Source organism: Opitutaceae bacterium (assembly GCA_015075305.1).
In the GTDB taxonomy this organism is placed as follows: Bacteria; Verrucomicrobiota; Verrucomicrobiia; order Opitutales; family Opitutaceae; genus UBA6669.
The window spans coordinates 128,415-151,266 of the sequence record JABTUS010000011.1; the positions used below are offsets into that span (position 1 = coordinate 128,415).

The 22,852-nt window shown below is 60.5% G+C and carries 17 protein-coding genes; 8 read left to right on the top strand and 9 right to left on the bottom strand.

The genetic code is table 11. The features are described 5' to 3' along the window. Positions 1–38: 38 nt before the first annotated feature. Entirely contained in the window at positions 39–1,019 is a 981-nt protein-coding gene (locus HS122_19085) for a hypothetical protein (GenBank protein ID MBE7540500.1), read from the bottom strand. 261 nt (positions 1,020–1,280) lie between these two features. Here HS122_19085 and HS122_19090 point away from each other — a divergent pair, with 261 nt between their 5' ends. The 6 genes from HS122_19090 to HS122_19115 all read left to right on the top strand — a co-directional run bounded on the left by HS122_19090 (position 1,281) and on the right by HS122_19115 (position 8,207). Further along, entirely contained in the window at positions 1,281–3,209 is a 1,929-nt protein-coding gene (locus tag HS122_19090) for a response regulator (GenBank protein ID MBE7540501.1), read from the top strand. A 140-nt stretch (positions 3,210–3,349) separates the two neighbouring features. Then, on the top strand, positions 3,350–3,703 hold the full coding sequence (locus HS122_19095) for a cytotoxic translational repressor of toxin-antitoxin stability system (GenBank protein ID MBE7540502.1): 354 nt from the start codon (positions 3,350–3,352) through the stop codon (positions 3,701–3,703). Between the two features lie 33 nt (positions 3,704–3,736). Then, positions 3,737–4,660 carry a CDP-diacylglycerol--serine O-phosphatidyltransferase gene (gene pssA, locus HS122_19100; protein MBE7540503.1) on the top strand — a complete coding sequence of 308 codons (924 nt, stop codon included), beginning with the start codon at positions 3,737–3,739 and terminating at the stop codon, positions 4,658–4,660. A gap of 287 nt (positions 4,661–4,947) precedes the next feature. Continuing rightward, positions 4,948–6,072: a DNA polymerase III subunit beta gene (locus HS122_19105; GenBank protein MBE7540504.1), complete on the top strand. Its 1,125-nt coding sequence runs from the start codon at positions 4,948–4,950 to the stop codon at positions 6,070–6,072. Between the two features lie 113 nt (positions 6,073–6,185). Next, positions 6,186–7,076, top strand: coding sequence for a hypothetical protein (locus tag HS122_19110; protein MBE7540505.1), 891 nt, complete (start codon positions 6,186–6,188; stop codon positions 7,074–7,076). A 63-nt stretch (positions 7,077–7,139) separates the two neighbouring features. Next, positions 7,140–8,207 (top strand): hypothetical protein, encoded by a 1,068-nt coding sequence (locus HS122_19115; protein MBE7540506.1) that lies wholly within the window; start codon positions 7,140–7,142, stop codon positions 8,205–8,207. 98 nt (positions 8,208–8,305) lie between these two features. Here HS122_19115 and HS122_19120 read toward each other — a convergent pair whose 3' ends face one another. Continuing rightward, positions 8,306–11,242: a TonB-dependent receptor plug domain-containing protein gene (locus tag HS122_19120; protein ID MBE7540507.1), complete on the bottom strand. Its 2,937-nt coding sequence runs from the start codon at positions 11,240–11,242 to the stop codon at positions 8,306–8,308. A 306-nt stretch (positions 11,243–11,548) separates the two neighbouring features. On the opposite strand from HS122_19120, the gene HS122_19125 reads away from it, so the two are divergent. Next, the gene (locus HS122_19125) at positions 11,549–12,247 is read left to right on the top strand and encodes a 7-carboxy-7-deazaguanine synthase QueE (protein ID MBE7540508.1); all 699 of its coding nucleotides are present in this window, start codon (positions 11,549–11,551) and stop codon (positions 12,245–12,247) included. 34 nt (positions 12,248–12,281) lie between these two features. Here the strand turns inward: HS122_19125 and HS122_19130 are convergent, their stop codons facing one another. Then, positions 12,282–13,139: a PIG-L family deacetylase gene (locus HS122_19130; GenBank protein MBE7540509.1), complete on the bottom strand. Its 858-nt coding sequence runs from the start codon at positions 13,137–13,139 to the stop codon at positions 12,282–12,284. A gap of 236 nt (positions 13,140–13,375) precedes the next feature. Between HS122_19130 and HS122_19135 the strand changes: the two genes are divergently transcribed. Beyond that, complete coding sequence (locus tag HS122_19135; protein ID MBE7540510.1) at positions 13,376–14,677, top strand: O-acetylhomoserine aminocarboxypropyltransferase/cysteine synthase; 1,302 nt, start codon at positions 13,376–13,378, stop codon at positions 14,675–14,677. A gap of 496 nt (positions 14,678–15,173) precedes the next feature. Here the strand turns inward: HS122_19135 and HS122_19140 are convergent, their stop codons facing one another. From HS122_19140 to HS122_19165, 6 genes are all read right to left on the bottom strand, one after another. After that, the gene (locus tag HS122_19140) at positions 15,174–16,388 is read right to left on the bottom strand and encodes a DegT/DnrJ/EryC1/StrS family aminotransferase (protein MBE7540511.1); all 1,215 of its coding nucleotides are present in this window, start codon (positions 16,386–16,388) and stop codon (positions 15,174–15,176) included. A 5-nt stretch (positions 16,389–16,393) separates the two neighbouring features. Continuing rightward, positions 16,394–17,146, bottom strand: coding sequence for an amidohydrolase family protein (locus HS122_19145; GenBank protein ID MBE7540512.1), 753 nt, complete (start codon positions 17,144–17,146; stop codon positions 16,394–16,396). An 8-nt stretch (positions 17,147–17,154) separates the two neighbouring features. Then, a complete protein-coding gene (locus HS122_19150) occupies positions 17,155–17,925 on the bottom strand; it encodes an amidohydrolase family protein (GenBank protein MBE7540513.1) in 771 nt (256 codons plus the stop codon). A gap of 66 nt (positions 17,926–17,991) precedes the next feature. Continuing rightward, positions 17,992–18,633, bottom strand: coding sequence for a TetR/AcrR family transcriptional regulator (locus tag HS122_19155; protein MBE7540514.1), 642 nt, complete (start codon positions 18,631–18,633; stop codon positions 17,992–17,994). 139 nt (positions 18,634–18,772) lie between these two features. Continuing rightward, positions 18,773–19,837 (bottom strand): TlpA family protein disulfide reductase, encoded by a 1,065-nt coding sequence (locus tag HS122_19160; protein ID MBE7540515.1) that lies wholly within the window; start codon positions 19,835–19,837, stop codon positions 18,773–18,775. A 44-nt stretch (positions 19,838–19,881) separates the two neighbouring features. Continuing rightward, positions 19,882–22,773: a TonB-dependent receptor gene (locus HS122_19165; protein MBE7540516.1), complete on the bottom strand. Its 2,892-nt coding sequence runs from the start codon at positions 22,771–22,773 to the stop codon at positions 19,882–19,884. Positions 22,774–22,852 lie beyond the last annotated feature (79 nt).

A 22,852-nucleotide genomic window follows, 5' to 3' on the forward strand; every position in this document is an offset into this window, starting at 1 on the left:
TGATCAGCCAGACGGGTTGCCGCACGGCTGGCCCAGCGTCAGGGTTGTCGGGGATCGTAACGAAAAATCGGGGCCGGGGGTTTCTCGCAGGTCATGAAAATCGTGCGATTGTCCGTCGCGAAGCAAATGCCCTCAGCCTCGGCGGTCTCGAGGTGAAAGCTTGGCAGCCGTTGGGGAGGGCCCGCAAACGCCTGCGCCCAGGTCTCCCCCGGATTGCGGGGGAAATAGTAGGCATTGGCGTAGGTGACAACAATGGCTGCCGCCCCATCCGCCGAAAAATCCATGTCCGTGGGATTCGCCCGCCAGCTCGCCTTCACCGATTTTGTTCGTGCCAGTTCCGCGTCGGGCTGCGGGATGGAATCCACCGTGGAGACGAGTGCGGCGATCTGCAGCCTTCCACCGGCGGGGCGAAGGGGAAGCGTGTACAAGCCGGAGGGATAAACGCGTTTTTCGAGGAGATAGACCAGTCCTTCGCGGACATCGACCGCCACGCTTTCGCAGTCCCGCGCCGCACGATCAGCGTACTCAAAGGAGAATGACCAGGCGACATCCACGTCAATCTCGCGCAGCGGTGACAGGAGTCCGGGATCCGGTTCGGGGAGGACGATGATCGAGAAGCGCGTGCGTTTGCCGTCGTTGAAACCCACGTCGCCGATCAACAACCAGGATTGTCCGTCGAGGGTGAAGGAGCGAACCGCCTCCCAGTCCACATTGATGGCACCCCGCACCCGCACGGTCCCGCGGTTGCCGCCGTCGAAGCCCATGGCATACAGGATGGGGCCGGCATCGCTGTCGTTGTGAGACCATAGCAGGTTTGGCGCACGGCGTGAGACTGCGAGCCCGCTGGCTTCGTCCAGGCGGGCATTCGCAATGACACCGGTGAACACCGGACCGGTGTACGCAGCCAGGGGAAGCCGGGACTCCTCCAGGGTTGGCTCCACCGCCCCACAGGGAGTCAGTCCCGCCAGGAGAAACGAAAGCAGCAGTCCAGCGAGGAGGCGGGTGGTCCCCCGGCGCATCCATGCAGGCCACCCCGGCCCGCACGACCAATCTGTAACCATCGCTTGGATACATTGTTCCGGATGCCCGCCGCTGCCGCGGCCCCGGCTCGTAAAATCTGCGTCAAAACGCATGCGACCAGCGGCCTTGATTTGCGGTGCGGATCGTTGGCGCACGATTGTCGTCCTCATGCCGGGCAAAGTCCCCTCTCCTCCCGTTTCGATCGGCTGGACGGCCGACTTCGCGCCGACGGCCCGATGAGCGCAGTGATTTGATCCTCGATGTCTCTCCCTCTTCGTTTCGCACATGTTGATGACGACGCAGCCTACGCCGAATCAATCCGGCAAGTTCTCATGCAGGAGTGGCCCGGGTGCAGCATCACCCGGATGGAAGGAAAAGACGAACTGCTGACCGCGCTTCGCTCGCACACAGCCGATTTGGTCATTTCGGAGTTTTCCCTGCAATCCTACAACGGACTCGACGTCCTCACCCAGGCGCACGCGCTTTGTGCGGATGTTCCGTTTCTATTCCTGACCAGGGCGGATGGCGAGGGCAGGATTGTCGACGCATTGCAGCAAGGTGCGGCCGATTATGTGCACAAGGACCGTGTGGAGCGCCTGGTGCCGGCGATTCAGCGGGCGCTCGAGAATGCCGCCGTGCGGAGCGCCAAATCCATTGCCGACAAGCTCCTTCAGGACCGAATGGAAGCGGTCGACGGAGCGCTGGATGCCATTTGCATCGCCAGCGGCCGCGGTCATCTCACCTACGCCAATGTTGCCGCCAGGGACATGTTCGCGCTCGATGAATCCCCGGAAGTGGAACCCCGAAGCCTGGACGCCCTTTTCGGCCCCCAGAATCGATCCATCCTTTCCGTGGCCATCAATGAGCTTCATTCCACCGGTGCCTGGTCGGGCGAGCTTTCACTCACGCCACCCGGCGCGCAGGCCCGCTTCATCGTCAGCCGGTGGACGCTGATCAAGGATGCGCAGAATCGTCCGAAGGCCATTCTTGCGATCAATACCAACATCACCGGACACAAGGAGCTGGAACGTCATCTTCTTCCGCCGAGGAAGCAGGATGGCCTGGGCACTTTGGCCACCGGCATTGCGCACGATCTTCAACGGATCCTTCAGCCCATGCTGACCGCATCGGCTGCGCTCCAAAGGAGCGTGAAGCAACCGGAGATCCTTCGTCTGGCTGACATCATCGATGCCAGCACGCGGCATGTTCTCGCCCTGTTCCATCAGCTCCGGACATATGCCCACAGTTCGAAAGACGAGCGCATGGAAGTGCAGGTCGGATCCTCCATTCAGGAGGTCGTGCAACTGCTCCGACAATCCCTGGCCGGCGAGATCAACATCGAGACCGTGATTCAAAAGGATCTCTGGACGGTTGCAGCGAATCCAATGCAGCTGACCCAGGTGCTGATCAATCTTGGGATTCAAGCCCGTGATGCGATAGCAAGCTCCGGCATTCTGACATTCCGCGCGTCCAACGTCGCTGTGGATGAAGCGCTTGCCCAGGCCATACCCGGTGCGCAATCGGGTCCGCATGTTTTGATCACGGTCTCCCACACGGGAACCGGCATTCCACCGGAATTGATCGACCAGGTCCTGTGCCCTCGACTGCCTGGACTGCCGGGAGGGCCCAACTCCAATGACAGCGTACCCGATCTGTCGACCATCACGGGCATCATTCGGGGCATCGGCGGGTTCATCCAGGTGGAGAGCACTTCCGGGGTGGGAACCGAGTTCATCCTTCACCTTCCGGCTTTGATACCGGAGCCGGAGGCGGCGGACCTTGCACTGGCTCCATCCTTTCAGGCCACAATCGGTCGCGGTGAAACCGTGTTGTTGATCGAAGAAGACACTGACAGACGCCAAATTGTTCAGGCGTTTCTGGAAACCCACGGTTATCGCGTGATCTGTGCACGGGATGGTGCGGCAGCCCTCGCGCTGTTTCACGAACGCCACAAGGACGTTCAGATCATACTCTCCGATCCAACGATGCCTGGCGCGGAATGCGTGAACACGCTGATCCAGATCCGAAATGCCAAGCCCGGCGTTCGCATCGTCGCCATGGGCTGTCCCGGCCCGGAATGCGAGGTGCAGGGTCTCGTCGGCGGCGTGGCGTTCCTGCCCCGGCCACTGACCGGGGAGGCCCTGCTAGCCGCGATGCGGCAGGAGCCAGTCACCACGCAGGCTGGCTGAGGAAACAAGCCCCGGCTCGGTCTTGTTGCGGCCAGACACCCGATTTTCCGGCCCGGTGGAAAAGCATTGCTGCCGCCTGAAGGGGAGCCAAGGTACCGTCTAGCTTTGCAACCCACTCGCCATCGCGGGCTGGCCAACCCATGTTTCAAGTCACTTTCTCCGAACAGGCGATCCGGGAGCTGAACAAACTCGATACTCTGGCTCAGCTCGCAGCCGTCGCCCCCATCAGCAGCCTCAAGGCCGCCGATCTCGACAAACCGCGGGAGCCGCTGGGAAAATTCAACCGGGGGGGCCGCGCGCTCTACCGCCTGCGTTCCGCCGAGTGGCGTTTCTACTTCGAAATCCGCGATGAGACGCTCTTTGTACTCTACATCCTGCACCAGCACTCGCTTGAGGATTTTCTGCTGCGCAACAAGCTGCCGGTGTCGGAAGCGCAACTCGCGGAACAGCACTCCAAATTCTGGCGCTACCTGGAGTCATTGACGAAGCGGTAGACAACCGGTACCGCCCATCAGGATCGGAAAGCCATGGAAGACTCCCCTTCACACACACCGGACCCTGTCAAGCCGATCGTCTCCATCGAGGATCGCGAGAATCCCTATTCGGTCACGCAGGCCAGCCGCATCTACTTCCTTCCCAATCTGATGACGGCGGGAAATCTGTTCTGCGGATTCGTTGCGGTCATCCGGTGCATTCAGGCGAATTTTGAAATGAAGGTGGCGGCGGAGGCTTCGATCATGGCCATCGGACTTTACAAGCAGGCCATCTGGCTGATTTTTGGAGCGGCGGCATTCGACATGCTGGATGGCCGGCTTGCCCGCATGGGCGGCCGGGAGTCGCTTTTCGGCGCTGAGTTCGACTCGCTTGCCGACGTGGTGTCGTTCGGCATGGCGCCCGCCCTCCTCGTTTTCTTTCTCATCCTTTCACCCACGCAGGGATATCCGGTGTTCCGCGAAATCGGGTGGTTTTTTGCGTTTGTCTATCTGCTTTGCGCGGCCATTCGACTTGCGCGGTTCAATGTGATCACGAATCCGCTCCTCTTCGCCGACAAGAAGGATTCCAGCAGGGACTTCGTTGGACTTCCAGTGCCTGCGGCCGCAGTGACCGTCGCCAGTCTGGTGCTCTTCCTCCTGAACATTGCCCAGAATGACCGCGCCCTTCACCGCTGGGCCCTGATCCTTCCGGTCCTGATGGCGCTTATCGCGATCCTGATGGTAAGCACGGTTCGTTATCCGAGCGGCAAGAAGGTGGACCTGCAGACGAAGACGCGCCTGACGACATTCGTCCCGGTTCTCATAGCCGTCGCAGGCATCGCCATTTTCAAGGAAGTTGGTCTGCTCGCGGTGACCCTGGGGTACATTGGCTTCGGTCTCGTGCGTCATGTCCGCCGCGCCATGCTGCATCACGCCCGCGCATCCAGCAGTCACGGGGAAGGAACCCGGCGCTCCTAGAATGCCTCCGATGAATTTTTCCCTTCCTGAACACCCTGTGAGCATCCTGCCAGCCGCTTCCGAACAAGAAGGACAGCGTGAACAACTGATCCTTTGTCCCCAGGACTCCGCGAAGTTGCTGACGTCAGTTTTTCCCGGCCCCGAACCCCATTCTGAGAGGAGAATTGAGCCGGAAAGCTCGAGTTATTGGTGATTCTCCTCCGCATAATAAGACTGCTATGAATTACTTATTGAATCGGATATCAGTTAGCCTTTGTTAACTTCCACACTTTCGCGCCGCGCGCCCCATGAAATTCAAAATAAACCGCGACCATTTCAGCAACGGTTTGGCCCAGGTCCTGAACGTTGTAGGATCCAAGACCACCATGCCCATTTTGAGCAATGTGCTCATTGAGGCGGAGAAGGATGTCATTTCCCTGACGACCACCAATCTGGACCTTGGAATCCGCTGCAGGATCAAGGCTGAAGTGAAAGAGGCCGGCTCCGTTACGCTTCCGGTCAAGCGCCTCGCGACAATTGTTCGTGAGCTGCCAAATCTGGACGTGACCGTCGACTCTGCGCCAAACCATCACGTGAAAATCACGTCCGGAGGCTCGAACTTCCGGATCATGGGTCTGGGCAGGGAGGAATTTCCACCGCTGCCCGAGTTTGGTGAGGAGAAGTCATTCACCGTCGAGCAGCCTGAACTCGTGGGCATGCTGAAGAGCGTGGCCTATGCACAGAGCGCGGATGAAACCCGTTATATTCTCAACGGGGTGTTTTTCAGCTTCCGCGACGGCAGGCTCTCCCTGGTGGCGACCGATGGCCGTCGGCTGGCTTTGATCGCCAAGGAAATGGAGATACCGGCGGACAATGCCGGCGCGATTATTCTGCCGGCAAAGACGGTGAACGAGCTCCTGCGCATGCTCGACAAGGGCGAAAAGGTTAAGATCGATTTCAGCGACCGGCGCTGCTCCTTTCAGATTGGCACGGACAAGGACACGAGCGGGCTGGTCGATTCGATCTACCTCTATTCCAAAGTGGTCGAGGGCAACTATCCCAATTATCAGCAGGTCATCCCCAAGGAGACGCACCAGCGCATCAAACTGGAGCGCGAACTCCTGCTGCAATGCATCCACCGGGCCGCACTGGTGACCAGCGAGAAGGCGAATTCCGTCAAGCTCAGGCTGACCAGCAATCTCCTGGAGATAATGGCGCAAAGTCCCGATTTCGGTGAAGCCCATGAATCCATGGCGATCAGCTACAGCGGCCCCGATTTGCAGGCCGCCTTCAATCCCGCCTTTTTGATGGATCCATTGAGGTCGCTGACAAAAGACGAGGTGTTTCTTGAGGTTAAGGATGAGGTCAGCCCGGGTGTCTTCAAGACGCTGGATAATTTCATCTGTGTGATCATGCCTGTGCGCATGAGTTGAGGCGTACGGCAGATTCCCCGGTGAACAGGGTGGAGAAAAGGTAGGGGTTGCCGTTTCGCGCGGCTTGACTTTACTGGCGCGGGGGTCGGAATGCCACGCCCTCTTTCAATTGGATGACTGAACACCTGTGGCCCATCATCACCCTTTTCGGTGTGTTTCTGATCACACTGATACTGTCGCAGGTGAATCGGCGACTCGCCTCGCCACTGATCGTAATTGTCAATCGGTGGCTCGTGTGGGCGTTTGTTGCGCTGGGTGGGGCGGTCGTCAGCTCGACGCTTGGACTCATTGACCGACCGCTGTGGGTCTTGGTGACCGGATTCATCCTGATCTATTTTCTACTGGAGACCGGATACCGTTGGCTTGAGATCCACGCCTTGAGTGTGAGTCCCATACCGCTCTTTCCGAGATTCCAGGCAAACATCAGCGGTGAGGAGTGGCCGACACACCCGCGTCTTTTGAAAATTCGCGACTGGCTTCGTGAAAACGGGTTCAGACAGGTGCAGTCGCTCAAGGCGGAAGTTGGAGGCGGCATATACCTTCGAACTTCGATCTATCAGGATGATCTCGCCCAGACACGCATTCAGATCACTTTCCTGCCCCAGGGGCAGGGTGGAATTTCGGTGTGTTATTCGCTGTCATCACTGACGGCATCGGGCCTCCGGTATGTGACCGACAACCTCTACCTGCCGTTTGGAGGATTCTATCCGGAGAACTGGCTGGTGGAGCGTCTGCCCTGGCACCGTTCGCTGGTTCGCCTCATGGCTCGACATGAGCGACGGCTTGCCCAAGCGGGCGAAAAACGCGTTCCGTGGACCACTGAACCTCTTGGCGACCTGAATCTGCAGCAGCGCGAGCTTGAGGAAGTGAACACCGAATTGGGTTTCCTGTTTCCTCGTGCGCAGCGTGAGGATCACGGCAAGATCACCTACGAGGGTCGTTACCGTGTCTGGAAGGAGCTCTGGCTGCTGAACTACTTCGGCCGGGCCGCACGGTACAAGTAGCCGGCCCCTGGGAGGAACCCTCTTGGCATTGCCAGAGGCGGCGGGGAAGGCCAGCGTCCGGCGATGGATCCCTATCGGCCCCAGCTCAAGAAGCCGAGTTTTTCGATCGGGGACGGGCTGCGTGCGTACCTGAGAAAGTACAGGCGGGAACGCTCGCTGCCGATCACGTACGAACGCCTGCGGGGCTTCATCGAGGCGGCGCCCTTGATCAGCGGCGATGGCAAACCCTCGCTGTGGGAGTCCGTGGTCTATGACCGTCTCGAGATGGAGGCCCTGAATGAGGACCTGAAGTACATTTATGCGCTCCTCCGGGTTGACGGGGACCTGTCCTTCATGCGGCACCTCTACGTCGATCGTGTGGACTACTGCGCATTCGGGAATTCCGCGCCGTTTCGCATCCGCATCGTGAATGCATTCAATGACAATGCCGACTACTACTATGTGAAGCGCGCCGACGCCTCGCGCGTTTACGGCCTGGAGCTTGAGCATGTGCTCTCGCCAAACCGCATGAATTACCTCACGTGCGGCACGACGCTCGTCGAAGAGCACATTGCCGGACTGCCAGGCGATGTCTTCATCCAGCGCTGGCTGGACAATCCGGAGATCCGTCCGATCCGCATCGCGAAGGAACTCGTGAAGTTCAATGAACGCTGCTTTGTGCGCCTGTTGGGAGACATGCGCAGCTACAATTTCGTGATTGTGATCACGCCGGACTTTGAGGGCGCCCAGGTTCGGATCCGCGCCATGGATTTCGACCAGCAAAGTTATGAAGGACGCATGAATTTTTACCGCCCCCAGTTCTTCAAGGACAACCAGCCCTTCGCGCTCTTCTGCATCCAGCATTTGAATCTGGAGAGCGCGCAGCAGTACCAGCGCGAGGAGCAGGTGCTGATGCTCCAGCGGGCCGGCCTGAGCGAGGAGCGGCTGGCGCTGCTGCTGGCAACGATGTCGCGGGACACCATTTCCACCCCGGAGAATGTGGCGAGCCTGAGGGAATCACTGGCGGAGCACTACCAGCGCAGCCAGTTCAGACACTGTTCGTCGATGGGGGAACTCGTTCAGGAGAGCCTTGCCGCCATCCGCACCCGGATGCGCGGCAAGGGAAATCTCGAGCTGTCGATGTTCGAGTAGGGCGTGCACCTGCATTGAGTGCAATCCGATGCCGGCAGGAAACAATCGGCCGGTCGCATGCCAGGCGTGGCCCGCCTGGCATGCCGAAGGAACGGAGCTCAGAACGAGAACGTGTTGCTCAGGATGAACAGGCGCGGCTCGTTCAACGCATAGCGGGTGACGACGATTGGAGAGTCGGAGTTGGTGGTCGCGTTGACGGCTCTGACCCCGTTGTAGCCGAGATCGTCGGTCAGATTGCGGATATTGAGCTGGACCGACCAGGTGATCCTGTTGTTCAGCTTGCGCCGGTAGCGTGCAAAGACGTCGAAGTTATAGTTGTCCGGTGCGTAGAAGGCCCTGCCAAGGTCAAGCGACCCATCCGCATTGGTCCAGTATCCCATGAGCGGCTTGCCACGCCAGCGGGCACCGCCGCCGACCGTGAAGCCGTTCAAGATGGTGCCGCGATCGAAACTATAGCTCACATTGAGATTGGCGGTCAGCTTGCTTGATGGCGGGTTGCGCCGGCCACTGTAATTCTGCATTTGCTGGAGGTTGTTGTCAGCCGAAGTCAGCAACGTGGCAATGGTATTGCCACCATTGCTCATTTGTGCGTACGCTGGATTGGAAAGCTTTGGGCGGGCGACGGTCTGGTAGTATTCGACGACCTCGCTGCCGACGTCGCTGGCGATGTTCTCCGTGGAGGCGGCGCCGAAGCGAATGCTCATACCGGCCATGGGTCGCGCAAATACGGTAAACTCATAGCCTTTCGCCTTCTGGTTGAAAACGACCTGATCGCTGGCTGTCGTGGTGTCAAACGGGTTTTCCGCAATCACCCCGTTGGCCACAAGGATATCGTACATCGAGTCGATGTTTGCGTAAGGCGAGCTCCGCCCCGGGCCACCCGCCATCAGGCCGATCGCATTCGTCTGGTAGTGCAGTGCGGAGAAGTTTACCTTTCCGTCCCAGAGTTTGAGTCGAATACCGAGATCCTTCGTCTCGCCCCGAGCCGCGCCGCGGACCTCGCCTGTGATGTCGGAGAGGCCGGCGGTGGGATTGAAATTGGTGGCATGGTTTGCCGTCAGTGAAAGCCAGGGCAGGACCTTGATGACGATGCCCTCGTTGCGGGCCGCACCCCGGTCGATTGAACGAGGATTGGGAGGCATGCCGGCGTCGAAGATGTTCCTGGTTTCCCCCGTCACGGGGTCCCGCCAGACGAATTGCTGGGTGGCTGAATCCCGGACAATGTAGCCCTGCTGGTTGCCATTGTAGTTCTTCTGATTCAAGCCTCGGTAGCCCCAGGTCACGATCACACGGTTGTCGAGCCACGAACCCTGCCAGACGGCGAGTTTGGTGGTGGTATCTGTCAGATTGGCGCGCAGGCCGGTGGTGCTTCGGAGCCATCCACCCGTGTAGCCGCTGCCAAGATCCACCTTGTCCTGATAGTACCACGCGGTGAAGTCGTGCAGGTAGGAATCGCCGGTGGCGAAGTCATAGTAGTCACGCACCCAGACATTGTTCACCGCGGCGGTGGGGTTGGTGTTGTTGGGCAGGATGCCCGTCGGTGTTCCGGTGATCATGAGGTGCCGGCGATCCCAGAGTTCCTTGAACTTGTAGTTTTCCCACATGATCGAGGCCCGGTGGTTGCCGAACCAGCGGCTCCGGCGGGTGAGGTCGAGGGCGTAGGAGAGGGTGGCGCGGTAGGTCCTTACGCTCTCGTGCCGATCGTAGAGCCACGGCTGCGCCTCCGAATAGTATCGCCCGAAGTTGGGGTTCAGCGCAGTCGTGGAGCCAGGCATGAAGCCGTTAGGATCGATCTGGAGGTTCTGAGTGTTGTTCAGAACACCATTGCCCTGAAGGCGCTCCATGGTCCAGTCCGCGAAGCCGAGCTCGAGGTAGAGATTCCTGGCGAGTTCCTGCTCCAAGGTGACTTCCAGCATCTTGTCCTGTGAGTCGGAAATGCCGTTGCGTCCCTCGATGACTGTGGCGTCGGGGTAGCCGCCTCTCATAACCTGAACGTTGTTTATGGGACCAACGCTCCTGGCGATAGACGTGGCTGTGTTCTGCGTGTTGACGACGGTGCCGTCCTCCAGGACCGTCATGCGTACGGCGGAATTGCGGGCGAGTCCGATTGAGGATACCGCTACGGTTGAAGCATTGCCCTCAATGCGGGCGTTGTTGCTTGTGAGAGGCGCAATGACCTTGGGTGAGCCCGCGTCGCGGTAGGGGGTGAACATGTCGCGCGGGTAGATGCGGCGGCCGAGCGCACGATTGGCGTTGCGGTACTCAAAGTTGGCGCGGATCGTTGTCTTGCTGAACGGTTTGTAGGCACCGGCGATAAAGGCCCCATCGGTGTTCGAGTAGGCGGGCTTCCAGGCAAAATCGGTGCGCTCGGAGAGGAGTGCTGCGCGAAAACCGAGCTTGCCCTTGATGAGGGTTTGATCGACGTCGAGCTCTCCGCGGAGCGAGCCTTCGCTGTCCGTGCGTAGCGAAACAGAGGTGCGATTGCGTGTGAGGGATGGGCGCTTGGTGTTGTAATTGATCGCGCCTCCCGGCTCACCGACACCGAAGAGAACGGCATTGGGACCCTTTGACAAATCGATGCGATCGCTGCTGAAGGAGTTGAACGACATCAGCGTGAACATGAAGTTGCGGGTGCCGCGGTAGGTGCGAAAGCCGCGGAAATAGGTGGTGTTCTGGTCCCACAATGAGGTGAGCTGGCCGTCCTCGTTGTCCGCTCCCATCAGGGAGCCCGCCTCGATGTTGTTGGCGTAGGCTGCAATGTCCTGCAGGTCGAGTGCACCCATATCCTCAATCAGATCGCCGGTGATCACGTCGATGGAGTTGGCGATGTCGTCGAGCGAGGTGCGTGTGCGGCCGCCGGCAAGCGTCTCGCGCGCCTGATAGCCGACATCCTCGTCGGCGCTGACTTCGAACGGTGACAGAACGATCGGTGATTCGTCCTCCTTTTGGCTGTTACCGCTGGTCGCGGGCGTCTGTGCACCTGCGGTTGCAGCAGCGAGGAGCGCGATGATGGAGAACAAGGCTGTAGGTTTCATATGTTCCAGTGACTGACGTTTGGTTTGCTGGCAAATTGTCGGAGGCAGCGGGGACAATCCTGCGGTCATCAGGATCCGCTGGGTCGATATTGCGGTGTTACTGTGTTGGTTGGCGCCTGCGAACAGGCACCGGATTCGATAGGTTTGCTGGTAACTGTTCATGTGATTATTCAGGAGCACGGTTCGACAACACTTTTTTTGCTTGATCTATAAAGTGAAAGTGCGCCCGGGCCGGCCTGTACGGAGCGAATGGCGGATCTTGCGAATTCAGGCGGCAGCTGCTTTTACGGATGACGCCCGTTCAAGATGCTGATCGCCGAGGTTTTTTATTCGATTCAAGGGGAGGGTGAGCTCACCGGCGTCCCGTCCGTCTTCATCCGAACGAGCGGATGCAACCTGCGCTGCACCTGGTGCGACACACCCTACGCATCCTGGAACCCCGAGGGCTCCCAGTACACGGTCGACCGGCTGGTTCGGGCGGTTGAATCCCATCCTGCCGCCAGGCATGTGGTCATCACCGGCGGAGAACCCATGATCGCCCAAGGAATTCACGAGCTTGCCGGTGAACTGAGGCAGCGGCGTTATCACATCACGATTGAGACTGCGGCAACCCTTGCTCCGGACGGCATCGCGTGCGACCTCGCCTCGATGTCACCCAAGCTTGTCAATTCTGCGCCCGACGCAACACGGCACCCCGCCTGGCGCAGGCGTCACGAGGCCACGCGATGGCAGCCCGATGTCATCCGCGCCTGGCTGGCGGCGGGGTGCGACTACCAGTTCAAATTTGTCATCTCGTCACCCGGGGATGTCGATGAGATGGAAGGCATGATCCGGTCGCTGGGAATCGAAATTCCCCGCCACAGGATCCTGCTCATGCCTGAGGCGAAGTCGCTCGAAACCATGCGGGAGCGCGCTGCCTGGCTCGCTGAGATTTGCAAGACCAGGGGCTATCGCTACGCGCACCGGCTCCATATTGAACTGTACGGAAACCGGCGCGGGACCTGAACTGGCGCCTGTTTGCCCGATTCAAGGAGAGAACTCAGCCAAACGCACGGATGCGGCGGGCAACGTCCTCTTTCAGGCGCTCGACATGCGCGAGGGTGAAGTTCTCGAGCGACAGCCTGTCGTCCTTCATCAGAGGCGTGAGGTCCATGGCCCACGTGATGCCGCTCATCCTGTCGGTCGCATGCGATGTGTGAAAAGTCGCATTGGCCGAGCGGCGCCCCAGCGTGGCCAGATCGTAGCGTTTTCCACCGGTGACCTGCGAATCGAACACCTTCAGGATTTCCGCCGCCAGCTCCGGGTGGCCGCCTGAGTTGAGGGCGACCTTTTCCGTGTCGACCAGCCAGTCCAGATCCCGCCACACCTCGCATCCCAGCACACGCGCGGGTCTGCGATCCACCGGCAGGGAACGCAGGGCTTCAATGCAGCGGCCCAGCAGGGCGACGTGCGTGTCGTGCTTGTCGGCAGGTTGATGCAGATAGACCACCTCGGGCCGGCATCCGGAAAAAATCTGGACAAGGTCGGCGACGACCGCCGGGTGCCCGCGGGTCTTCACATCGGCACTGGGATGGCCCAGTTGGATCTGAATCGCATAACGTCCCATGTCCGCCGCCCGCCGCTGCTCGGCCCGGCGCACCTGCTGCATCTCGCCGTCGGTCATCTTCGCGTAGACTCCGGTGCGCGGGGATCCGGCTCCATTGGTGACCACCACGCCGCCGAACGCCTTCCCGGGATGATCGAGGCAATGTGTGATGCCTTCATACGCCATGATCTCAATGTCATCCTGATGCGCCGCCACACACAGGTGGGTGACACGAGCGAGCGCGTCAGACGGTTTCGCCGCAGCGGTCGAGGGCGGCAGATGGATGTCGGCGTCAGAGCGGGAGAATTTCATGGGAAGGCGTCATCCAAGAAAACACGCGCGGGCGCTTTGGCCACAGCGGAAAACGCCGGTCCCTTTCATTCTTTACTATCCGACGCGGAATACTGCTTTCCGTTTGACCCGTGCTGAGCATCAGGATTGTCTTCCTCCCTTCAGTCTGCGAAATCGCAAGCCTGACGCGCACTTGCCAAGACGCTGCAGGGCGTCGGTTGGTTTTTGCGCATGAGCAGTCAACAATCTCACTTTCCATGAGCAACAAGCCCTATCGTCCCAGCACACTGGCATTGCACGCAGGCCAGTCTCCCGACCCCACCACCGGCTCGCGGGCCGTTCCGATCTACCAGACGACGTCGTTCGTTTTCAAGAGCGCCGAACACGCCGCCAATCTCTTCGCACTGAAGGAATTTGGAAACATCTACACGCGGATAATGAATCCGACAACGGATGTGCTCGAACAGCGGATTGCCGCGATCGAAAAGGGGGTCGGAGCCCTTGCCGTTGCATCGGGCCAGACCGCCACCACCTTCGCGTTGCTCAACATCACCCAGGTGGGCGACGAAATTGTCGCGGCGAACAATCTCTACGGCGGCACCTATCAGCTTCTTCACTACACCATGAAGAAGCTCGGCCGGACGGTGAAGTTCGTCGATTCGGGCAGCCTGCAGGCGTTCCGCGCCGCGATCACCCCGAAAACCCGCGCCATATTCGCGGAGACGATCGGCAATCCGAAGCTCGACGTCCCGGATTTCGAAAGTCTCGCGAGGATTGCGCGCGACGCGGGCGTTCCACTCGTGGTCGACAACACCATTGGGGTTGGCCTTGTGCAGCCGCTGGAGCTGGGCGCCGACATCATCGTGAGTTCGGCGACCAAGTACATCGGCGGACATGGCACGAGCATCGGCGGCGTGATCATCGACGGCGGAAAATTCCCCTGGAACAACGGCAAGTTTCCGGAATTCACCGAGCCGGATCCCAGCTACCACGGCCTGAAGTTCTGGGATGTTTTCGGCAATTTTCCGGGCATGGGCAATGTGGCCTTCATCATCAAGGCCCGCGTGCAACTGCTGCGCGACCTCGGAGCCGCGCTGAGTCCGTTCAACGCGTTTCAGTTGATCCAGGGTTTGGAGACCCTGCCGCTTCGCCAGCGCCAGCATTCGGAAAACGCGCTCGCTGTCGCCCGTTTCCTCAAGAGCCATCCCCTGGTGAGCTGGGTGACCTATCCCGGTCTTGCGGATCACCCAAGTCATGCCACGGCCGCGAAGTACCTCAAGTCAGGCTTCGGGGGAATGGTTGGTTTTGGCATCAAGGGAGGACTTGAATCGGGACGGAAGTTCATAGAGTCGCTCAAGCTGCTCTCCCATCTCGCCAATATCGGTGATGCAAAGAGCCTCGTCATCCATCCGGCAACCACCACGCACCAGCAGCTCAGTGCCGACGAGCAGCGGGCGACCGGCGTCCTTCCGGATTACATCCGGCTGTCGGTGGGCCTCGAGGATATCGCGGATATCACCGAGGACATCGATCAGGCGCTGCGCAAGGCCGCGTCCTGACAAGCGCGCTCCCCCGGATGCCCCGTCGCCTGCGAGGCACGCGGGCAAAAGGGGGCCTCGGTACATTTGATGTAGCCACAGCCGTCCGGGATCGTTTTCCTGTCGGCCGTTCTTTCATTTTCTGGGCCTATAGCTCAACGGTTAGAGCAGGGGACTCATCAAACAGGTGCCAGCAGCGGGAAAGCCGCGGCTGGGATACGGGGAAATTCGGAGAAACCTTCGCGGGAACGCATGGCAACGCCGAGCCGAGCCGACGGTGCACCGTCGGAAGGTGTAGAGACTAGCGGAGGAGTTCAGACTCCTTAATCACCGCGCCCACTCCCGTCACCCTACCGTCACACGACGCGGGTGAAGACATAGTCCGAGGAGCGTCGAAAGGCGCGCAAACTTGAATCCCTTGGTTCTGGGTTCGAATCCCGGTGGGCCCACCACCCTTCCCGTGCGTGTCACGGTTTGAGGGAAAGAGCGGAGCACCTCGCGCGAGGCCTTGCGTCCGTCAGCGAGTCAGTCGCCGCGCGACGGATTCAACCGCGCGAATCAGCTTGGCAACATACCCGTCCGAAAACGCCTCGTTCATGTAAAGCAGGATGCTGTCGCCGAGAATCGCCTCGGCAACCGGACACCTGACCTGCCTGTAATCCATGCGTGTCAGCCCGAAATCCCGCACCGGCCAGGCGCCGCCAAAGAAATTGTGATTCTGGAAAACGCGGTAGCCGTACAACGGTTTTGGCAGGTACCCGGCCGAAAGATTGACTCCTTCCGCACGCAGCGCTTCCGCAAATCCGGCCTGACCGCCACGAAAGCGTTCCAATTCGAGGCGAAACAGATAAAACCAGAAACTGTGCTTGTCACCGGGCCTCGTCACCGGCGGCTGGATTCCGGGGATGGCACCGAGCGCCTCGTTCAGGCGCGTTGCGATTTGGATGCGCCGTGTGACAATGCCTCCAAGCTTGGGCAATTGTGCCGCTGCAATAGCCGCCTGCGGCTCGGTGATTCGGTAGTTGGGCGCAAGGTCGGCGGGATCCCGCAGCAGGGCGATGTCTCTCTCGCCGGCGACACGATCGTATGACTTGTCCCCCCATTTTCCAAGACTCACGCCATACTGCTCGGACTGCGTTCCCACCATGCCGCCGTCGCCGCAACTGATGTGTTTGTAGTCGTTGAAGGAGTAGCAGCCGAAATCGCCGAACGAACCGACCGGACGTCCTTCATGCTCGGCACCCCACGCCTGGGCGCAGTCCTCGATGACCGCCAGCCGGTGTTCCCGGGCAAGCGGCAGGATTGCACGCATGTCGCAGGGATTTCCCGCCAGATGCACCACCATGATCGCCCGCGTCCTTGAGGTGATGGCATTCCGAACGGCCGCGGGATCCAGATTGTACGTTCCCGGATCGAGGTCCGCAAAAACCGGCACGGCCTGCTGGTAGAGCACCCCGATGACGGATCCCATGTCCGTGATTGGCGGGACAATCACCTCGTCGCCGGGCCGGAGGCGCAGGGCCGCAAGTGCGATGTGCAGCGATGCGGTCCCTGAGGAACAGGGAGCGAGAAACCTGAACGGATAAAGTTTGTGAAATTCCTCCAGCAGCGCGGCGGTCTGGGGCCCCTTCCAATAAAACAGGGAGGTCTGCCCCAGCATCGTGGTCAGCCTGGCGAGCTCGGGTTCGCCCCAGCGGGTGGGACGCGGAAACGGCTCATCGACGATCGGCATGGGTGTCAGGAGAAAAAGCGCGCCGCGTTGCCGCTGCCGATCCGGCGGCGCTCCTGCGCGGTGAAGCCCGGTTCGGAGAGTTTGCCCGCCTGGGCGGCGGCCGACACAAGCGGGGTCAGGCTGCCGAACATCAGGCGCGAGGCGGCGATCTTGCCGCGCAGCATGGCGGCAAGGGCTACGTTTTCCTGATACGCGATGTCGGCATGGAAATTCTCGCGAAGCGCCGCCAGTTCAAGGGCCTCGGTCACCGACAGCCCTGTGATGAGCGGAGACAGTCCGGGGTTGGACCCAAGAAACGCCGCGATCTCGGCGACGGGCACGCCCTTGATCTTCAGGGCGAAATACCGGTGGCGCTCATCCTCAAGCCTCGCGGTGATCACGAGACGCAGACCGCGCGCAGTGAGAGCATCCACGATCGGGCGCATCGCGGCGGAGGTCAGACGGTAGTTGTGGTAGTTCGAATACAGGCGCACCGCGCGCACGCCGGGTGCTGCTGCGCACGCCTCGAGCTGTTCCTTCCAGTTGGCGAGAACCGGATTGATCACGGGCAGCGGCGCCAGGGCGCGCTTTCCTCGCAACGCTGCGAAAAGCGCCTCATTGGCCGGCATGGGCTCGGGCTGGAACACCGCGGCAAGCGGGGAAACCGCCGCCTGTCCAACGCCCGCCCGCGCAAGGTGTCGCACAAGCTGCCCCGCACTCATTTCCGGAACGAGCGAAAAGGGCCAGGTTCCGAGGAAGCAATTGACGTCGAAAAGCATGGGGAGAATCAGGCGAGATTGAGCAGCCGAGCTGCGTTGCTGAAGAGGATGCGTTCCTTGTCCGCCGCGGAAAGCCGCGCACCCGTCACGCGTTGAATGGAAACACCGATCGCGCGACCTGGCAGGTCCGAGCCATGGATGATGCGATGGGAGCCGAGATGCTCCACCGCGTACTCGAGCAGCCCCTCATCCGCCAGTCCGCCGGAGGTGTCGATCGTCACGTTGTCGAGGTCCTTCACCTCGAGTATCCCGCGAACACCGCAGCCCGTGAGATGCGCCATGATGATCGGCACGTCCGGATGCCGCCGCGCCAGCGTGGCGGTGTCCGCGGGATCCGTGTGGAAACTGCGCTGACGGATGTTCGTCTGGCTCCAGCTGTGCTGCAGCACGACGAGATTCCAGCGGCGCGCCGCCTCCATCACGGGCGCCATGCAGGCGTCGCGCGCATTATTGCAGATCTCGAGCTTGATGCCGATGAAGCCGTGCCCTTCGACGCAGCGCTCCACCTCGGTCATGACGGCCTTTTCACCCAGCCGCGGATTCAGGAAGCAGAAAAACCGGAAGTAGCCGGGATACATCGCCTGCACCTTCGCCGAGTCGTCGTTGACCTCGGCAACCTGCCCGGCGGTGAAATTGCGCCCATACAGAAGCACATCCCCGAGGCCGATCATCTTTTCGACGCCGAGCGCGCGTCCGTGGCGCACGAGCCAGTCGACCTCAGGCCTGGTCAGGCCGTGCTTGAACATGACCGGATGCGTGTGGGCGTCTATAATGCGCATGGATTCAATTCGAGAGCGGATGGGATGCTTGGAAAAACTGCGGATGCACCGTCTGCGCGTTGATGGCTATTTTCTCAGCAATCCGTGGAATGCGAGGTCGACGACCTGGGTGACGCGCATCTCGCGCACCTTTGGGCTGTCCATGTCGAGCCCCACGCTGATTTTCAGCGAATGGTAGTTCGAATAGTAGATGAAGCACAGGCCGATGAAGTTCACCAGCAGGTGCCTGATGTCGGCGGGAGCGCGAAAGATTCCCTGCCGGACACCGTCCTCGATGATGAGACGAAACCGCTCGGTGAAAGGGTTCTTCGAAAGCTTCGAGGCGCTGCGCGCCATGTGCCGGCCGCGCTCAAGGTTCTCCCACAGGAGCAGCCGGTAGAATTCCGGGTTGGCGTCGAGGAACTTGAAGTAGGCGACGAGCAGGTCCCTCAACTGCTGGTCTGCGCGCCCCTTCGCCACCACCGCCTGAAATTCGACCGACTCCAGGCGACCGAGCACATCCACCAGCGCCGCGAGGTAGATGTCATTCTTGGACCCATAGTAGTGGTACACCATCCGCTTGTTGGATTTCGCCTTCGCCACGATTTCGTCGACGGAGACGCCATGATACCCCTTCTCCGAGAACAACCGGATCGCAGCCTGCAGCAGACGCCGCTTCGTGCGGTCCGGGTTGCGGCGGCGAATGACTTTCTCGGCATCGCTGTTCATGAAGGCCCACAAGAACCATGCAAACCGCGACCGGAAGGCAACAGGGAATCGACTCCGGACGGAACCTCGCTGGCGCGGCGCATGCCCCGGCTCCCTCCCGTCCTATTCAACGCTACGGATTCCCGCGGCTGGCGGAGAATCATCGGGTCATGACTCGTGCAAGCGCGGTCTCAAGGAGTTCCCCGTGCGTCTCGGTGGTGATCAGGCGGCCGTCCCGATCGAGAAGAAAGGTCGCGGGAATACTGCGGATGTTGAACCTCTTGCCGAAAGGATGGGAGCCTCCCTTTTCGTTGAACCACTGGGGCCAGGTCAGCTTTTCATCGGCGATGAATTTTTCCAGCTTCGACTTGTCGGCTATCTTGTCGAAGGTGATCCCAACAACCTCAAAGCCGCTGGCACCCCATTTTGCCAGCGCCTCCTTGATGTTGGGAAGCTCCTTGACGCATGGCACGCACCAGGTGGCCCAGCAGTCGATCAGGACCACCTTGCCGCGCAGATCCCTGAGATCGAACTTTCGTCCGTCGAGCGCGGTAAAGCTGAGCTCCATCGGATTTCTCCTGAGATCAAGGATCGCCAGTTGCCCGCTGCCCAGCGCGGCAAGGTCCGGAATCTCGCTTGCGGCCAGTGTATTGAGGTAGGGTTCCAGACGGGCGGGTTCTTGCTTTTCCAAGGCGTGGACCATCGCCTGTTCGAGAAATGTCCGATACGGTGAGGCCGGCGCACGTCCGGCCACGGTCGCGATTCGCGCAGCCAGCACCTTCAGATCAGGCTGGCCGCGGGCATCGACGTCGATGGCCATGCGGTTTCGTCCGGCAACCCAGTTCAACCCCGCCCAAACGTTGTCCGGCCAGGAATGATTCGCGAGAGCATCCGCCAGTGTTTCATCCAGGTGCTTCAGCCAGCCGCTGCGGAGTTCGGCAGCACGGTCCCCCTGCATCCAGTCACCGCAGTTGAGAAGGTTGTAAAGGATGCCTCCGACGCGCCTCTCATCCGGGTACTTCTCGAAGAATTCCAGGGCCTTGCCACTGATCTGGTCGAAATTCACGGGCGCACCAGCTTCGCCTCGCGCACCCATGCCCTCAATGTGCTGCTGCCAGATGGCCGTCGCCGCGGGATCAATGGCCGGCACTGCGATAGAGGCCCCCTGCGCCGACAAGACGCAAGCCGCCGCCTGCAGGAGAAACATGAGCGCCGCGAGTTTCATGGTGACGCGATTGACGGGCATATTGTCGGCCCCGGGCGTTTCGGTCAGAATGACTTCTTGAGCGTGAACGTCACGTAGCGCTGGCGCGGGTCCTCATACCGGCTGTAGTACGAATAGATGTCGGTGCGGAATGCGGGCTCCTTGTTGAGCACATTGCGAACTGACAGCGTGACCTTCGTATTTTCCAGCCAGCGCCGCCAGGTGTGGTCGGAGGCGTTGGTCGCGGGAAACTGGTAGGCGACAAGCGCGTCCCAAAGAATCGCGGAGGGAATGCGGGCACCGTCCAGGCCGTTTCCGGTGGGAAAGGCAGGTGAGGGTCTTGTACTGGCTGCGACATAGGAACCAATGTAGCTCGCCGTGACCCCTGCGGTCCAGGGTCCGCGATCCCAGAACAGGGTGGAGATGGATTTCCACTTGAGAGGATTGCCTGAGCTGCCGGCTCGTTCGACGATCGGATTCACCGGCAGGACCTGATCGCGGAAGGACTCGGTCCAAGTGGTGTTCGTTGTCGCCGTAAACGTGCCGACGCGATCGAAACTGCGGCGATAGGATGCCTTCACGTCAATGCCATTGGTCTTGGTGAAGCCCACGTTGACCGGACGATAGTCAACCATCGTCACCTGCCCCAACCATCCCTTCGCGATGTCGTCCGGAGTTGGAGCCGCGCGTTCAATGCGGCCCGGATAGGAATCCGGACTTGCGAGAATGTTGCTTGGGCCTCCGGGTGAAACGATCGCGTTGATCTTTTCGATCTCCCAGAAATCCACCGTGAGCTGCAGTCCGGGAACGGCCCGCGGGGTCAGAATCACGCCGTAGTTCCATGCCGTGGAGGTCTCAGGCTTGAGGTCGGGGTTTCCTCCCGCACGTTCCGAGTGGGGATAGTTGTAGAGGAGATTGCCGCGAGCGGGATCGGTGAAGGGCGTGATGGCATCGGTGACCACACGGGGGTTTTCATAGCTGGACTGGTCGGGTGGAAAAAATCCCTCCGCATAGGAAACCCTGAGGGCGACATCCTTGGTGGGCGCGACAACCAGGGCGGCGATTGGGCTGGTTTCATCCGTAGAGTCATCCGTGCCCTCCCAGCGGACGCCGAGGTTGAGATCTATCGAGTCGACCGGCAGCGGACGCCATTTGGGGCCAACCAGCGGAACCACGCTTTCGAGGAACACTGATTCCGTGCGGCGGGACTGGACGACGACCGAGTTGCTGTTTCCCGCCACCGGCAGATTGGCCAGAGCGGTAGGACTCACATTGATTGTCTGATGCGTGCGGTACTTGCCCCAGATCATTTCGGCACCTGGCGAGATCTTGATCGGTCCCGCCGGCAGGTCGAACACCTCTCCCACGACACGGGCGTTAACCTGCGACAGGTAGTTGTAGTACGTGTAGGCCCGGCTGTAGTGGAGGAAATCCTTGATCTGCTCGTAGCGTGGAAATGTCACATGATCGGCGAGCGGATTGTAGATCGCGCGGCGCTGCGCGAGCGTGAGGCCAATCGTCGAGGTGCTCGTGAGAAACGTGTTGAGATTCTGGGTTGGATTCGTGCCGGTCGAGTGACTGCGCCCATACTCTCCGGTGCCGTCCAGCGACCACTCCCAGCGATCAGACAGCTTGCCCTTGACTCCAAGGACCGTCCGCGCGCCCTGTCGCTCCTGAAAGAGGCTGGGATCGGGCAGGTCAACCGGATCGTAGAAAACTCTCACAGGTACGCCCACGAAGCCGGGAGTCACCCCCGTCCGAAAGGGATTGATGGGATCGGTGGCGGACAGGGAGATGCTTGCCAGTGATTGCGGTCCGCTGTAGTCGGATCGGAAATACGAGACATCGGCCTCTGCGTAGACGGAAAGCCTGTCCTTGAAAAGCTCATGCTCGAACTGCGACATGAACGCGTAGCGATCCTCCGGGCGATAGATGACGGAGCGACCAAAACGATTTCCCAAACTGGCCGTTCCCGCGCTTCCGGTGAAGGAGGACGGTGTCAGCGACGCACCGTCCTGACCCGCCGGTATTGCCGCAAACCGGGCGTTTGAAGCCCCTGGTATCGGCAGGATGCCGGTTGTGGACGTAAGCAGGATCGTTCCGGGCATGCCATTGAATCCCTGAATGATGTAGTTCTCAAAAACGGACTGCCCGCCGACGGTCGCCGTGGTGTTGGCCGGATATCGGGCGAGCGCGTTTTTCAGGAAGTTCCTGTCCTCATTCAAGAGCGGGTCGCTGTGCTGGTAGGTGAGCGTGAAGGAGAGCTGGGTCCGGCCCTGGTTGAAATTGAGTCCTTGAAAATAGGAAAACTCGTAACGGGACGCACCGCCATCCGTGCTCGTCCCCACCGTGGCGCTCGCCTCGCCGCCCGAGTATTCCCTGCGCAGCACGATGTTGATCGCGCCGCCAATCGCGCCGCCTCCGTAAATCGCCGAGGCGGATGACGGGAGGATCTCGATTCGCTCGATGGAGGAGACTGGGATGCGGTTGAGGTCGGGGCCGGCGGACAGATTGCCGCGCTGAAGGCGACGCCCATTGACGAGGACCGTAGTCTGCAGCGAGGAGAAGCCCCTCAGCTTGACCTCGGAATTCTGGTAGGTGAGACCACCGACAATCTGAGGGTTTCCCGCCGAGCCCTGCAGGGAAACACTGCCGTAGTCGGAGGTCTGTGGCGACACACGGAAAAGCTCCTCGAGCGTTGTGACGCCACGCCGCTCAATCTCCTCCCGCGTCAAGACGTCGTAGGCCAGGGGTGCCCGTTCGTCGGTGCGGAGAATGGTCTGGTTGTTGAGACCGCCGATCTTTGATGCGGAAACCTCAAACTTCTCGAGTTCAATCGACCGGCTGGTTCGATCGGTCTGAGCCATGGCGGCACCCCCGGCGCATATCGCCGAAAGAGCAATGAAAAGACGCCAGTTGATCCTCCAGCCGGCTGGCGGCATTGTTTCGATATTCATAGTATTGACGCGAAGAGAATGCTTGCTGTCCGTCCGCCCAAGGCGCGTCGAGCACGAAACGTTCCGCGCCTCGCGAAAG